A 14169-nucleotide genomic window follows, 5' to 3' on the forward strand; every position below is an offset into this window, starting at 1 on the left:
ATTGCGCGGCCGCTCCAGCGTTTTCTTCACGCGGCGGTAAACGTTGCCGCTTATTGCGCACCGCGTCCCAGATAACCGTCCCAGTCTTTCCACACCGGCTGCAGCCCGGCGTTGCTGATGGCCTCGGCGACCTGCTGCGGCGTGCGGCCGTCGTGCGGTTCGAACTGTTCCAGCTCCGGCTGCACGTCATCGGCATAGCCGCCGGGCTGCGTCTTGGATCCGGCGCTGACGCTGTTGATCGCCACCGGGATCATATGATCGCGGAAGTACGGCGACTCACGCGTAGACAGTGACAGCTCAACGTCCGGCGCGAACAGCCGGAAGGCGCAGATCAGCTGCACCAGTTGAGGCTCGCTCATGATCGACGCCGGTTCAATGCCGCCGGCGCAGGGGCGCAGGCGCGGGAACGAGATAGAGTAGCGGCTCTGCCAGTAGGTTTGTTGCAGGTAAAACAGATGTTCCGCCAGCAGGTAGCAGTCGGTGCGCCAACTGTTGGACAGGCCGATCAACGCACCGAGGCCGATCTTGTCGATCCCGGCGCGCCCCAGGCGATCCGGCGTGGCCAGGCGCCAATGGAAATCCTGCTTCTGGCCGCGCAGGTGATGCTGCAGATAGGTGGCCGGATGGTAGGTTTCCTGGTACACCAGCACGCCGTCCAGGCCCAGCGTTTTCAGTTCGGCGTATTCCTCCTGCGCCAACGGCTGCACTTCCATCATCAGCGAGCTGAAATGACGGCGGATCGCCGGAATGTGCCGGCGGAAATAGTCCATGCCGACCTTGGTCTGATGTTCGCCGGTGACCAGCAACAGATGCTCGAACCCCAACGCCTGGATGGCTGCGCACTCGCGGGCGATCTCCGCCGCATCCAGCGTTTTACGCTTGATGCGGTTGCTCATCGAAAAGCCGCAGTAGGTGCAGTCGTTGGCGCACAGGTTGGACAGATACAGCGGCACATAGAAGCTGACGACGTTGCCGAATCGCTGGCGGGTCAGCTGCTGCGCGCGCTGCGCCAGCGGTTCCAGATACGGCGCGGCGGCGGGGGAGATCAGCGCCATAAAGTCGTCGCGCGTCAGCTTGTCGGCGTTCAACGCGCGTTCCACGTCGCGCGCGGTTTTGCCGTTGATGCGCAGCGTAATGTCGTCCCAATCCAGCTGTTGCCAGCGGCTACTGAAATCGTCGGCCATCACTGTGCCTCCTCTGGCTGGCTGAGGAAGGCGGTCAGCGGGCTCGAGGCGACCGCACCGCGCTGGCTCGCGCCTAACCCGGCGCTGCGCGCCAATTCGCCGGCCTCCAGCGCCAGGCGAAACGCCCGCGCCATTTGCACCGGGTCGCGCGCCACGGCGATGGCGGTGTTCACCAGCACCGCGTCGGCGCCCAGCTCCATCGCTTCCAGCGCGTGGCTCGGCGCGCCGATGCCGGCGTCGACCACCACCGGCACCTTGGCCTGTTCGATGATGATCTCGAGGAAGTCGCGGGTGCGCAGACCGCGGTTGGAACCGATAGGGGCGCCGAGCGGCATCACCGCCGCGCAGCCCGCCTCTTCCAGCCGTTTGCACAGCACCGGATCGGCGCCGCAGTAGGGCAGCACCACAAAACCGTCTTTCACCAGCGTTTCCGCCGCCTTCAGCGTTTCTATCGGATCCGGCAGCAGGTATTTCACATCGGGGTGGATCTCCAGCTTCACCCAGCGGGTGCCGAGCGCTTCACGCGCCAGCCGGGCGGCGAATACCGCTTCGGCGGCCGTTTTGGCGCCGGAGGTGTTGGGCAACAGCCTGACGCCCAGCTGCTGCAGCGGCGCCAAAATGGCGTCGTTGCCGCCGCGCAGATCGACGCGCTTCATGGCCATGGTCACCAGCTGCGAACCGGAGGCCGCCAGCGCCTCCAGCATCAGCGCCGGGGTGGCGAACTTGCCGGTGCCGGTGAACAGGCGCGAGGTAAAAGTGGTATCGGCGATTTTCAGCATGTCAGCCTCCGGCGATCGCTTGAAACAGCAAAATGTCGTCACCGTCCTGCACCTGATGGTCGGCCCAGTCGGCGCGCGGGATGATGGTTTGGTTGATCGCCAGCGCGGTGCCCGGCTGGTGGCGTTCCAGCTGGGCCAACAGGGCGGCGACGCTGAGCGGCTGCGCCAGCTCCAGCGGTTGGTCGTTTAAACGGATCTTCATGCCGCGCCTCCGCATACCGGGCAGGCACGGGCCCGGCTCAGTTGCAGCGTGCTCCAGCTCTGCTGCTTGCCGTCGAACAGCCGCAGTTTACCGCTGAGGGAAGAAGGCATGCCGGCCAGCATCTTGATGGCCTCCAGCGCTTGCAGGGTGCCGATCACGCCCACCACCGGGCCGAGTACCCCGGCGGTGCGGCAGTTGCGCTGCGGCTCTTCCTGCTCCGGGTACAGGCAGGCGTAGCAGCCGTGCGCATAGGGCGGCTCGAGCACCAGCAACTGGCCGCTGAAGCCGACCGCGCTGCCGCTGATCAGCGGCTTGGCGGCGGCGATGCAGGCGGCATTGACTTCATGGCGGGTCGCCATATTGTCGCAGCAGTCCAGCACCAGATCGGCGCGGGCGACCGCGTCGCGCAGCGCTTGCCCTTGCAGCCGCTGCGCCAGCGGGATGGATTCCACCAACGGGTTCAGCGCCTGCAGGTGGCGTTGCGCCAGCGCCGCCTTGCCGGTGGCGGTATCGGCGCTGCGGTAGAGGATTTGCCGCTGCAGGTTGGTGACGTGCAGCTGGTCGTCGTCGGCCAGCAGCAGCGTGCCGACGCCGGCGGCGGCCAGATACAGCGAAGCCGGGGAACCTAGCCCGCCTAAACCGACGATCAGCACCGTGGCGCGCTTGAGTTTCTCCTGGCCTTCCGGGCCGACGTCCTCCAGCAGCAGCTGGCGGCTGTAGCGCAGGAATTCCTGATCGTTAAGCATCGTTCGGATCCTCGCCTTCAATCAGCCGCAGCAGCTCGGCCGTCGCCGCGCGCCAGTCCGGCGCCTGGGTGATGGCGCTGACCACCGCCACGCTGCCGACGCCGCACGCCAGCACCGCCGGTACGCGATCGATACTGATCCCGCCGATCGCCACCGTCGGGTAATCCGCCAGGCCGGCGATGTGGCGTTTCAACTCCGTCAGCCCCTGCGGCGCCGAAGGCATGTCTTTGGTTTGGGTGGGGAAGATGTGCCCCAACGCGATGTAGGACGGTTTCACCGCCAGCGCGCGCGCCAGTTCGGCGTCGTCATGGGTGGAAACGCCGAGCCGCAGCCCGGCGCGGTGAATGGCAGCCAGATCGGTGGTATCGAGATCTTCCTGGCCCAGATGCACGCCGTAGGCGCCGTGCTTGATCGCCAGCCGCCAGTAGTCGTTGATGAACAGCCGCGCCTGATAACGCCGGCCCAGCGCGATGGCGGCGGCGATATCCTCTTCGACCTGCTCGTCAGGCAAGTCCTTGATGCGCAGCTGGATGGTGGTGACGCCGGCCTCCAGCAGGCGAGCGATCCATTCCACGCTGTCGACGACCGGGTAGAGCCCCAGTTTGTAGGGCGTCGCCGGGAAGGGCGTCGTGATATCAGTCATTGCTGGTCTCCTCCTGCAAATTGCCGGCGCTGTGATACAGCTCGCTGCCGCGGGCGCGGAACTCGGCGGACATTTTCTCCATGCCGGTCAGCTGCACCTCGATCGGTTTGGCGGCCTCTTGGGCGGCGGCGTAGTCGCGCACCTCTTGTGAAATCTTCATCGAGCAGAATTTTGGTCCGCACATCGAGCAGAAGTGGGCGATCTTGCCGGACTCCTGCGGCAGGGTTTCGTCGTGATAGGCGCGCGCGGTGGCCGGATCGAGCGCCAGATTGAACTGATCTTCCCAGCGGAATTCGAAACGCGCCTTGGACATGGCGTTATCACGGATCTGCGCGCCCGGATGGCCTTTGGCCAGATCGGCGGCGTGAGCGGCGATCTTGTAGGTGATCAGGCCCTGTTTGACGTCCTCTTTGTTTGGCAGGCCGAGGTGCTCTTTCGGCGTGACGTAACACAGCATGGCGCAGCCGAACCAGCCGATCATCGCCGCGCCGATGCCGGAGGTGAAATGGTCATAGCCCGGGGCGATATCGGTGGTCAGCGGGCCGAGGGTGTAGAATGGCGCTTCGTGGCAGTGTTCCAGCTCTTCGGTCATGTTGCGGCGGATCATCTGCATCGGCACGTGGCCTGGGCCCTCGATCATCACCTGCACGTCGTATTCCCAGGCGATTTTGGTCAGTTCGCCCAGCGTATGCAGTTCGGCGAACTGGGCTTCGTCGTTGGCGTCCTGAATTGAGCCGGGGCGCAGGCCGTCGCCGAGCGACAGCGAAACGTCGTAGGCGGCGCAGATCTCACAGATTTCGCGGAAATGCTGATAGAGGAAGTTTTCCTGATGGTGCGACAGACACCATTTGGCCATGATCGAGCCGCCGCGCGACACGATGCCGGTCAGGCGTTTGGCGGTCATCGGCACGTAGCGCAGCAGCACGCCGGCGTGGATGGTGAAGTAGTCGACCCCTTGCTCCGCCTGTTCCAGCAGCGTATCGCGGAACATCTCCCAGGTGAGGTTTTCCGCCACGCCGTTGACCTTCTCCAGCGCCTGGTAGATCGGCACGGTGCCGATGGGCACCGGGCTGTTGCGCAGGATCCACTCGCGGGTTTCGTGAATATAGCGGCCGGTGGAGAGATCCATCACGGTGTCTGCGCCCCAGCGGGTGGCCCATACCAGCTTCTCCACCTCTTCTTCGATCGACGACGTGACCGCCGAGTTGCCGATATTGGCGTTCACCTTTACCAGGAAATTGCGGCCGATAATCATCGGCTCCGCTTCCGGGTGATTGATGTTGGCGGGAATGATCGCGCGGCCGGCGGCCACTTCCTGGCGCACGAACTCCGGCGTGATGTTGTCCGGCAGGTTGGCGCCCCAGCCCTGGCCCGGATGCTGGTGGCGCAGCACCTCGCCGCGAATGCGTTCGCGCCCCATGTTTTCACGGATGGCGATGAATTCCATCTCCGGGGTGACGATGCCGGCGCGGGCGTAGTGCAACTGGGTTACGCACTTGCCCGGCAGCGCTTTGCGCGGCAGCGGCAGGTGTTCGAAACGCAGGTGATCGAGACCTTCGTCCGCCAGCCGCTGCTGGGTGAAGCCGGAGCTGGCACCGCTCAGGGTGGCGGTATCGCCGCGTGCGTCGATCCAGCCGGCGCGCAGCTTGGCCAGGCCGGCGTGCACGTCGAGCTCGGCCTGTGGATCGCCGTACGGGCCGGCGGTGTCATACACCGGGATCGCCTCGTTGGGTTCATACTGCGGGTTATCTTTGCTGCCGCCGACCAGGGTCGGGCTGAGCTGAATTTCACGCATCGGCACCTGGATATCACGGCGCGAACCCTGCAGGTAGATGCGGCGTGAGTTTGGGAAAGCCATGCCTTGCAGGGTGTCGATAAACTGCTGGGCGGCTTCGCGTTGCGCTTTACGGGCGCGCGGTGGATTAACGTTAGACATAGCAAGTTCCTACCAGTGTGTTGGGTTGGGAAAGTTGCTTGTCTGGAGCTCGGAGGGAGTAATGATGGTGGCCGATAAGGCAGGGCGCCCGCAAGGGGAAGGCCGTGTCTGTGGCGATAGATTACTCTTGTTCCCTTCGCGGGTATTAACCCGATCAGGTTCCGCGGATCCCGAATTAACGGTCTCAGCCTGGCTGATTCGATGAACAAATCAGGCGCTAGGCACTCCGACAAGATGCCCCCCAGTATAGGAGGGATAAGAAAAAAAACTATAAAATTTTAACGCGCCGGATCCAGCGCCTGGTCCGGCAGCGGTTGCTGCGTGGCTTCCGCTTCCAGCAGGATCAGCTTATCTTCCAGCGCAAAGCGCGCCGCCAGCGTTTCGCCGATATCCGACAAGGCCTGGTGGAATTCCAGACAAACCTCCTGATCGATATCCACTTCGGTATAGCGATCGTGGAACGCCATGATCTGTTCGGTATTGGCCCACAGCTTGGGGTAGATGTTCACCGCCAGCGACATTTTCGGACTGGCTGCGCCTTCCACTTGTTTGATAATTCTGTCATAGATATGAAAATGCCCTGCGGAGAGGTAATCCACCAGGTTATGGCAAAAGTTCTCCAGCGCTTTTTCATTCAGCGGCGTATGCTTTTCTTTATTCGGTTTGAGGCCTACCAGCGTGCAGTAGGCGACCAGCAACTGCTTGCGGGCCTGAAGCCATTGATCAACTAATTCATTACTACCGCCAACGCGCTGAGTCAGCCTTTCCAAACGGTTGAGCATGTTTGACTCCGTGTAAGTAACAAAAGTAACCGGTAAGTTATTAAAATGTAACAAAGCCGATTTGTAGAGTGCCAGTGAAGCTGAGGTTGTGCAACAACGATATGGAACTTGCATTAACGGGCAATGAAAACGGCTGGTGGATCGTCAGCCATGAAAGCAAACTTTGGTTACCGAACGGTGAATTGCCGTCGGGGACCGCCGCCGCCCTCGGGCTGCAGGGCCACATGGCGCGCGTCATCGGTGAGTGGGAGGGCGCGCCGGTCTGGCTGGTGCGCCAGGCGATGCCGCGGGAGATGGGGTCGGTGCGTCAGTTGTTGGATCAGGATCGTGGTCTGTTCCAGCTGGCCGGGCGCGGCGTGCAGTTGGCGGATTTCTACCGCTCCCATCGCTATTGCGGCTACTGCGGCCATGAGATGCACCTCAGCCGCACCGAAAGCGCCTGCCTGTGCGGCCATTGCAAGGAGCGCTACTACCCGCAGATCGCGCCCTGCGTGATCGTCGCCATTCGGCGCGACGATCAGATCCTGCTGGCGCAGCACGTGCGCCATCGCGGCGGCATTCACACGGTGCTGGCCGGTTTCGTTGAAGTGGGCGAAACGCTGGAGCAAGCGGTAGCGCGCGAAGTGATGGAAGAGAGCAATATTGAAATCAAGAACCTGCGCTACGTCACGTCACAACCCTGGCCGTTTCCGCACTCGCTGATGATGGCCTTTATGGCCGATTACCACCAGGGTGAGATTCGTCACGATCCCAAGGAGCTGCTCAATGCCGGCTGGTATCGTTACGACCAACTGCCGCTGTTGCCGCCGCCCGGCACCGTGGCGCGCCGCTTGATTGAGGACACCGTGGCGCTGTGCCGGGCAGAATAATGTACAATGGCCGGCAGATTATTAAGGGAGCCCCATAAATGACTGAGTTGAAGAACGATCGTTACCTGCGCGCGCTGTTGCGTCAGCCGGTGGATGTGACCCCCGTATGGATGATGCGCCAGGCCGGTCGTTATTTACCGGAGTATAAGGCGACTCGCGCCCAGGCCGGTGATTTTATGTCGCTGTGCAAGAACGCGGAGCTGGCCTGCGAGGTTACGCTGCAGCCGCTGCGCCGCTACGCGCTGGACGCCGCCATCCTGTTCTCCGACATTCTCACCATTCCCGACGCCATGGGGCTCGGCCTGTACTTTGAAGCCGGCGAAGGCCCGCGTTTCAGCTCCCCCGTCACCTGCCGCGCCGACGTCGACAAACTGCCGGTGTTCGATCCGGAAGTGGAGCTGGGCTATGTGATGAACGCAGTGCGCACCATTCGCCGCGAGCTGAAGGGCGAAGTGCCGCTGATCGGCTTCTCCGGCAGCCCGTGGACGCTGGCTACCTATATGGTTGAGGGCGGCAGCAGCAAGGCATTCACCAAGCTGAAGAAGATGATGTATGCCGAGCCGGCCACGTTGCACCTGTTGCTGGACAAGCTGGCGGACAGCGTGATCCTTTACCTCAATGCCCAGATCAAGGCCGGCGCGCAGTCGGTGATGGTGTTCGACACCTGGGGCGGCGTGCTGACCGGGCGCGATTACCGCGAGTTCTCTTTGCACTACATGCACAAGATCGTCGATGGCTTGCTGCGTGAAAACGACGGCCGCCGCGTGCCGGTAACGCTGTTCACCAAAGGCGGCGGGCAGTGGCTGGAGGCGATGGCCGCCACCGGCTGCGATGCGCTGGGGCTGGACTGGACCACCGACATCGCCGACGCGCGCCGTCGCGTAGGCGACAAAGTGGCGCTGCAGGGCAATATGGATCCGTCGATGCTTTATGCTTCTCCGGCGCGCATCGCGGAAGAAGTGGAGACCATTCTGGCCGGTTTCGGCCACGGCAACGGTCATGTGTTCAACCTGGGCCACGGCATCCATCAGGATGTGCCGCCGGAGCACGCCGGGGCCTTCGTCGAGGCGGTGCACGCGCAGTCGGCGAAATACCACCGTTAAGGATCCGATGTGACCGATATGGCGGCTCTGCGCGCCGAACAGCTGCGGCGCGCCGCTGAAGTCATTCGCTACGACGAGCTGCCGGCCGAACCGCCGGCGTTCATCGCCGGCGCCGATGTGGGCTTCGAGCAAGAGGGCGCGGTGACGCGCGCCGCCATCGCCATCCTGCGCTATCCGTCGCTGGAGCTGGTGGAGTATCAGGTGGCGCGCATCGCCACCGTCATGCCTTATATCCCGGGTTTCCTGTCATTTCGCGAATACCCGGCGCTGTTGGCCGCCTGGGCGCAGCTGCGGCAAAAACCGGGGCTGATCTTCGTCGATGGGCACGGCGTTTCACATCCGCGGCGCCTCGGCGTCGCCAGCCATTTCGGCCTGCTGGTCGATGTGCCGACCATCGGCGTGGCCAAGAAGCGCCTGTGCGGCAAATTCGCGCCGCTGGACGCCGCCGTCGGCGCGCTGGCGCCGTTGGAAGATAAGGGAGAACAGCTGGGCTGGGTATGGCGTAGCAAGGCGCGTTGCAACCCGCTGTTCATCTCAACCGGTCACCGCGTGGGCGCCGACAGCGCGCTGGCGTGGGTGCAGCGCTGCATGGCGGGCTACCGTTTGCCGGAGCCGACCCGTTGGGCCGACGCCATCGCTTCGCGCCGTCCGGCGTTTCAGCGGTGGTTGCAGCAGCATCCGGAGGTGTCGCCATGAGCGATTTCGGGTACACTGCGCCGCAGATAACGCGTAAGAGAGTAAAGCATGCTACGTAACCCGATTCATTTACGTCTGGAACGGCTCGAGGGCTGGCAACATTTGACCTTTATGGTCAGTTTGTGCGAGCGTATGTACCCGAATTACCAGATGTTCTGCAAACAGACCGAGTTTGGCGATCCGGCGGTTTATCGCCGCATTCTGGATTTGGTGTGGGAAACGCTGGTGGTGAAGGACGCCAAGGTCAACTTCGACAGCCAGCTCGAGAAGTTGGAAGAGGCGATTCCGTCGGCGGAAGATTACGATCTTTACGGCGTTTACCCGGCAATTGATGCCTGTATCGCATTAGGGGAACTGATCCATTCGCGGCTCGGCGGGGAGACGCTGGAGCACGCCATCGCCATCAGTGAAACATCGATTCGCACCGTGGCGATGTTGGAAATGACCCAAGCCGGTAAGGAAATGACCGACGAAGAGTTGGAAAGTTTGCCGGCGGTAGAGGAAGAATGGGACATTCAATGGGAAATTTTCCGCCTGTTGGACGCCTGTGAAGAGCGCGATATAGACCTGATCAAGGGGCTGCGATCCGACCTGCGGGAGGCGGGCGTCAGCAACATCGGGATAAATTTAGCGCAATAAGGCAACAAAACGTGATTTAACGCCTGATTTGTCATGCCTTAAGGCTTCACATCCGCACCCTGTCTGGTCTACATTTGGGGGGCGTAAAAAAAGTGGCTATCGGTGCGTGTATGCAGGAGAGTGCTGTCAATCGGCATATCCGTCGCACTCGATGCTTTGCAAACGATAAACACACTGTAAGGATAACTTATGAACAAGACTCAACTGATTGATGTAATCGCGGACAAGGCTGACCTTTCCAAAGCACAAGCTAAACTGGCTCTGGAATCCACCCTGGCTGCAATTACTGAGTCTCTGAAAGAAGGTGATGCAGTACAATTGGTTGGCTTCGGTACTTTCAAAGTAAACCATCGTAGCGAGCGCACTGGCCGCAACCCACAGACTGGCAAAGAAATCAAAATCGCAGCAGCCAACGTGCCTGCGTTCGTTTCTGGCAAAGCACTGAAAGACGCCGTTAAATAAGACCGCGCCTCGGTGAAAAGATTAAACAGGGGGGCGATGGCGCCCCTTTTGTTTACTCGTCGGGCGCTCATGGCCGTTGGCATCGCCGTCGGCCTGAGCGCCTGCAGTTTCCATTCCGATATCCCCAGTTTTACCGCCAGCGGCTTCGTGGCCGATCAGGGCGTGATACGTCTGTGGCGTAAAGACGATGAGCAACATCGTCCGCAAGTGTTGGTCAGCGTTTACAGCCCTTACCGCGGCCCGGGTACCATTACCACGCTGTACACCTATCAGGGCGACGTGCTGCGCCAAATCAAACGTAACGACGCCGACGGCGATCGAGATTCCATTCAGCTGCGCTTTGCCGACGATGGCACGGTGAGTTTTATGCAGCGCCAGCTGGCGACACGCCGCGAACCGCTGACCCGCGATGAAATCGCCCTGTACCAATATCAGGCGCGGCGTATCCTCGAAGTGAGCAATGCGCTGCGCGCCGGCAAGGTTAAATTGCTGCAGGGGCGTTGGATGCAGGGCGAGGTGCAAACCTGCGACGGCCAAAGCATGAAACCGGGGCTGGATGCCGCCTCCATCGCCTGGATCGAAAAACGCGCCCGCAGCAGCAGCCGGCCGGTGAGCGTCGCCTGGCTGGAAGCGCCGGAAGGCAGCGAGCTGCTGCTGGTGGCGAACGACGACTTCTGCAGCTGGGAACCGAAAGAAGACCAGCTATAAAAAAGGCCCCGCGCTGCGGAGCCTCTGGTCATGATCATGAAAGATCAAATTATTTGCCGCGCGCAATCGCGCGATAACCGATATCTTTGCGGCAGAAGCTGCCCGGCCACTGGATACCTTCCGCCAGCTGATAGGCGCGTTGCTGCGCCTGCGCCACGGTATCGCCCAGCGCCGTCACGCACAGCACGCGGCCGCCGCTGGTGACGACGTCATCGCCCTGCAAGCGTGTGCCGGCGTGGAAGACCTTACCGTCGGCGCTTTCCTGCTGCGGTAGCCCCTGGATAACCTCGCCGTTGCGATAGTCACCCGGATAACCGCCGGCTGCCAGCACCACGCCAAGGGCAGGGCGTTCGTCCCAATCAGAGCTCTTCTCGTTCAGACGGCCTTCGGCGCCCGCCAGACACAGCTCCACCAGATCGGAGCGCAGGCGCAGCATGATCGGCTGAGTTTCCGGATCGCCAAAACGGCAGTTGAATTCGATCACCTTCGGCTGGCCGTCGGCGGAGATCATCAGGCCGGCATACAGGAAGCCGACGTAGGTATTGCCTTCCGCCGCCATGCCGCGCACCGTCGGCCAGATCACCTGATCCATGGCGCGCTGGTGGATTTCGTCGGTCACGACCGGCGCCGGGGAGTAGGCGCCCATGCCGCCGGTGTTCGGGCCGGTGTCGCCGTCGCCGACGCGTTTGTGGTCCTGGCTGGTGGCCATCGGCACCACGTTCTCGCCATCGACCATCACGATGAAGCTGGCTTCTTCGCCGTCGAGGAACTCTTCCACCACGATGCGATGGCCGGCGTCGCCGAAGGCGTTGCCGGCCAACATGTCGCGCACCGCCTCTTCCGCTTCCTGCAGCGTCATCGCGACGATCACGCCTTTACCGGCCGCCAGGCCATCGGCCTTGATGACGATCGGCGCACCTTTGCGGCGCACATAGGCCAGCGCCGGCTCCACCTCGGTGAAGTTTTCATATTCGGCGGTCGGGATGCGGTGGCGCGCCAGGAAATCTTTGGTGAAGGCTTTGGAGCCTTCGAGCTGCGCGGCGGTCTGTGTCGGGCCGAAGATTTTCAGACCGGCGGCCTGGAAGGCATCGACCACGCCAATCACCAGCGGGGCTTCCGGCCCAACGATGGTCAGACCGATGTCATGGCTCTGGGCGAAAGCGACCAGGGCGGGGATGTCGGTGGCGGCGATCGCCACGTTTTCCAGATTGGCTTCCAGCGCGGTGCCGGCATTGCCCGGCGCAACATAGACTTTATCCGCCAGCGGAGACTGGGCGGCTTTCCAGGCCAGCGCGTGTTCGCGCCCGCCGTTGCCGATAATCAAAATGTTCATCAGAAGCTCCACGAATGGCGTGCGCCGGAGCGCACGCGGCAAAAGGAATTAATGGCGGAAGTGACGCATGTCAGTGAAGATCATCGCGATGTCGTGTTCGTTGGCGGCGGCGATCACTTCGTCGTCGCGGATCGAACCGCCCGGCTGGATCACGCAGGTGATGCCAACCGCCGCCGCGGCATCGATGCCGTCGCGGAACGGGAAGAAGGCGTCGGAGGCCATGGCGGAGCCTTTCACTTCCAGCCCTTCGTCGCCCGCTTTGATGCCGGCGATCTTGGCGGAGTAAACGCGGCTCATCTGGCCGGCGCCTATGCCGATGGTCATGTTGTCACGCGCATAAACGATGGCGTTGGATTTCACGAACTTGGCCACTTTCCAGCAGAACAGCGCGTCGCGCAACTCCTGCTCGGTCGGTTGGCGTTCTGACACCACGCGCAGATCGGCGGCGGTGACCATGCCCAGATCGCGATCCTGCACCAGCAGCCCGCCGTTGACACGTTTGAAATCCAGCCCCGCCACGCGTTGCTGCCACTGGCCGCAGGCCAGCACGCGCACGTTCTGTTTGGCGGCCAGCAGGGAGCGCGCTTCCTGGGTGACGTTTGGCGCGATGATCACTTCCACGAACTGGCGGCTGATGATCGCCTGCGCGGTGGCGGCGTCCAGCTCGCGGTTAAAGGCGATGATGCCGCCGAAGGCGGAGGTCGGATCGGTTTGGTAAGCGCGCTCGTAGGCGGCCAGAATGTCGTCGCCGATCGCCACGCCGCAAGGGTTGGCGTGCTTGACGATCACGCAGGCCGGTTCGTCGAACTCTTTCACGCATTCCAGCGCGGCGTCGGTATCGGCGATGTTGTTATAGGACAGCGCTTTGCCCTGCAGCTGTTCGGCGGTCGCGACAGAAGCTTCCTTTACTTCTTCCTCTATATAGAAGGCGGCCTGCTGGTGGCTGTTTTCACCGTAGCGCATATCCTGCTTCTTGATGTAGTTGAGGTTCAGGGTGCGCGGGAAGCGGCCGGACGGCTGTTCGGTCTCGCCGTGGTACGCCGGCACCAGCGCGCCGAAGTAGTTGGCGATCATGCTGTCGTAGGCGGCGGTGTGTTCAAAGGCCTTGATGGCGAGATCGAAGCGGGTGGCATAGCGCAGCGAACCGTCGTTGTTGTCCATCTCGGTAATGATGGCGGCGTAGTCGCTGCTCTTCACCACGATGGCGACGTCTTTATGGTTCTTGGCGGCGGAGCGCACCATGGTCGGGCCGCCGATATCGATATTCTCGACCGCATCCTCCAGCGAGCAATCCGGGCGCGCCACGGTTTGGGCGAACGGGTACAGATTGACGACCACCATGTCGATAGGCTTGATGTCATGCTGATTCATGACGGCGTCGTCCTGGCCGCGGCGGCCGAGAATGCCGCCGTGGACTTTCGGGTGCAGGGTCTTAACTCGTCCGTCCATCATCTCCGGGAAGCCGGTGTAGTCGGAAACTTCGGTAACGGGCAGACCGGCGTCTGCCAGCAGACGAGCGGTGCCGCCGGTGGACAGCAGTTCAACGCCGCGCTGGGAAAGCGCTTCGGCGAATTCAACGATACCGGTTTTGTCAGACACGCTGAGCAGGGCCCGGCGGATTGGACGAGGTTGTTGCATGGTTTTATCCCTTGGCTTTGAGTCGCAATTAAAGAGCGTTACGTGAATGTCCACCTCGTTCTCTCTATAAGGAAGGTTTTTTGCCTTATAAGGGAGGGTCAGGCACATATTCAGGTAACGCCCCCATAAAAAGGGGGATCGTTTCGTCGCGGGGAATTGTAGCGAAAACGTTTGCGTGGCGCTCGTAAATTTTCCGTACAAATCGCATCTGTGGATAACACTGTGCGCAAGTGGGTATAAGGCGGGGTTTTGCTGTGGAATGCAGCGAACGATCGTTTTTGCTGAAAATACCTGTTGCGGCCTGCGAGGAACTCCCTATAATGCGCCTCCATCGACACGGAACATGTGAACAACTTCACAGAGTATCCGGGGGTCGCAGAGAAAAAATCCTGAAAATTAGGGTTGACTCTGAAAGAGGAAAGCGTAATATACGCCACCTCGAGTTAGCA

At 61.8% G+C, this 14169-nt stretch carries 15 protein-coding genes and 1 riboswitch; of the genes, 6 read left to right on the top strand and 9 right to left on the bottom strand.

What is annotated here, in order from left to right:
- Window positions 1-50: 50 nt before the first annotated feature.
- The 7 genes from thiH to WFM45_RS24420 all read right to left on the bottom strand — a co-directional run bounded on the left by thiH (window position 51) and on the right by WFM45_RS24420 (window position 6272).
- Entirely contained in the window at window positions 51-1184 is a 1134-nt protein-coding gene (gene thiH / locus WFM45_RS24390; protein ID WP_336957583.1) for a 2-iminoacetate synthase ThiH, read from the bottom strand.
- The gene (locus tag WFM45_RS24395) at window positions 1184-1963 is read right to left on the bottom strand and encodes a thiazole synthase (protein WP_004929886.1); all 780 of its coding nucleotides are present in this window, start codon (window positions 1961-1963) and stop codon (window positions 1184-1186) included. The genes thiH and WFM45_RS24395 overlap by 1 nt, the downstream gene beginning before the upstream one ends.
- Before the next feature lies 1 nt (window position 1964).
- Window positions 1965-2165 (bottom strand): sulfur carrier protein ThiS, encoded by a 201-nt coding sequence (gene thiS, locus WFM45_RS24400; protein ID WP_004929884.1) that lies wholly within the window; start codon window positions 2163-2165, stop codon window positions 1965-1967.
- Window positions 2162-2911 carry a HesA/MoeB/ThiF family protein gene (locus tag WFM45_RS24405; RefSeq protein ID WP_033631534.1) on the bottom strand — a complete coding sequence of 250 codons (750 nt, stop codon included), beginning with the start codon at window positions 2909-2911 and terminating at the stop codon, window positions 2162-2164. The genes thiS and WFM45_RS24405 overlap by 4 nt, the downstream gene beginning before the upstream one ends.
- Entirely contained in the window at window positions 2904-3554 is a 651-nt protein-coding gene (gene thiE, locus WFM45_RS24410) for a thiamine phosphate synthase (protein WP_033631535.1), read from the bottom strand. The genes WFM45_RS24405 and thiE overlap by 8 nt, the downstream gene beginning before the upstream one ends.
- Complete coding sequence (gene thiC / locus WFM45_RS24415) at window positions 3547-5490, bottom strand: phosphomethylpyrimidine synthase ThiC (RefSeq protein ID WP_060558211.1); 1944 nt, start codon at window positions 5488-5490, stop codon at window positions 3547-3549. The genes thiE and thiC overlap by 8 nt, the downstream gene beginning before the upstream one ends.
- Window positions 5491-5604: 114 nt before the next feature.
- A riboswitch (TPP riboswitch) is annotated at window positions 5605-5729 on the bottom strand.
- 39 nt (window positions 5730-5768) lie between these two features.
- Window positions 5769-6272, bottom strand: a complete 504-nt coding sequence (locus WFM45_RS24420; protein ID WP_004929879.1) for an Rsd/AlgQ family anti-sigma factor — start codon at window positions 6270-6272, stop codon at window positions 5769-5771.
- Window positions 6273-6373: 101 nt separating this feature from the next.
- Here WFM45_RS24420 and nudC point away from each other — a divergent pair, with 101 nt between their 5' ends.
- From nudC to WFM45_RS24450, 6 genes are all read left to right on the top strand, one after another.
- Window positions 6374-7141 carry an NAD(+) diphosphatase gene (nudC, locus tag WFM45_RS24425; RefSeq protein WP_004929878.1) on the top strand — a complete coding sequence of 256 codons (768 nt, stop codon included), beginning with the start codon at window positions 6374-6376 and terminating at the stop codon, window positions 7139-7141.
- 38 nt (window positions 7142-7179) lie between these two features.
- Complete coding sequence (gene hemE, locus WFM45_RS24430) at window positions 7180-8244, top strand: uroporphyrinogen decarboxylase (RefSeq protein WP_004929877.1); 1065 nt, start codon at window positions 7180-7182, stop codon at window positions 8242-8244.
- Between the two features lie 9 nt (window positions 8245-8253).
- Window positions 8254-8940: a deoxyribonuclease V gene (nfi, locus tag WFM45_RS24435; protein WP_033631538.1), complete on the top strand. Its 687-nt coding sequence runs from the start codon at window positions 8254-8256 to the stop codon at window positions 8938-8940.
- 48 nt (window positions 8941-8988) lie between these two features.
- Window positions 8989-9579, top strand: a complete 591-nt coding sequence (locus WFM45_RS24440) for a YjaG family protein (RefSeq protein ID WP_336957588.1) — start codon at window positions 8989-8991, stop codon at window positions 9577-9579.
- A gap of 189 nt (window positions 9580-9768) precedes the next feature.
- The gene (gene hupA / locus WFM45_RS24445) at window positions 9769-10041 is read left to right on the top strand and encodes a nucleoid-associated protein HU-alpha (protein ID WP_004929874.1); all 273 of its coding nucleotides are present in this window, start codon (window positions 9769-9771) and stop codon (window positions 10039-10041) included.
- Between the two features lie 36 nt (window positions 10042-10077).
- Window positions 10078-10749 (top strand): DUF1481 domain-containing protein, encoded by a 672-nt coding sequence (locus WFM45_RS24450; protein ID WP_079007583.1) that lies wholly within the window; start codon window positions 10078-10080, stop codon window positions 10747-10749.
- A 49-nt stretch (window positions 10750-10798) separates the two neighbouring features.
- On the opposite strand, the gene purD is transcribed toward WFM45_RS24450, so the two are convergent.
- On the bottom strand, window positions 10799-12082 hold the full coding sequence (gene purD, locus WFM45_RS24455) for a phosphoribosylamine--glycine ligase (RefSeq protein WP_336957590.1): 1284 nt from the start codon (window positions 12080-12082) through the stop codon (window positions 10799-10801).
- Between the two features lie 48 nt (window positions 12083-12130).
- Window positions 12131-13720, bottom strand: coding sequence for a bifunctional phosphoribosylaminoimidazolecarboxamide formyltransferase/IMP cyclohydrolase (purH, locus tag WFM45_RS24460; RefSeq protein WP_135637711.1), 1590 nt, complete (start codon window positions 13718-13720; stop codon window positions 12131-12133).
- Between the last annotated feature and the right edge of the window lie 449 nt (window positions 13721-14169).

It is taken from the genome of Serratia sp. KG1D (genome assembly GCF_037150675.1).
Classification (GTDB): domain Bacteria; phylum Pseudomonadota; class Gammaproteobacteria; order Enterobacterales; family Enterobacteriaceae; genus Serratia; species Serratia nematodiphila.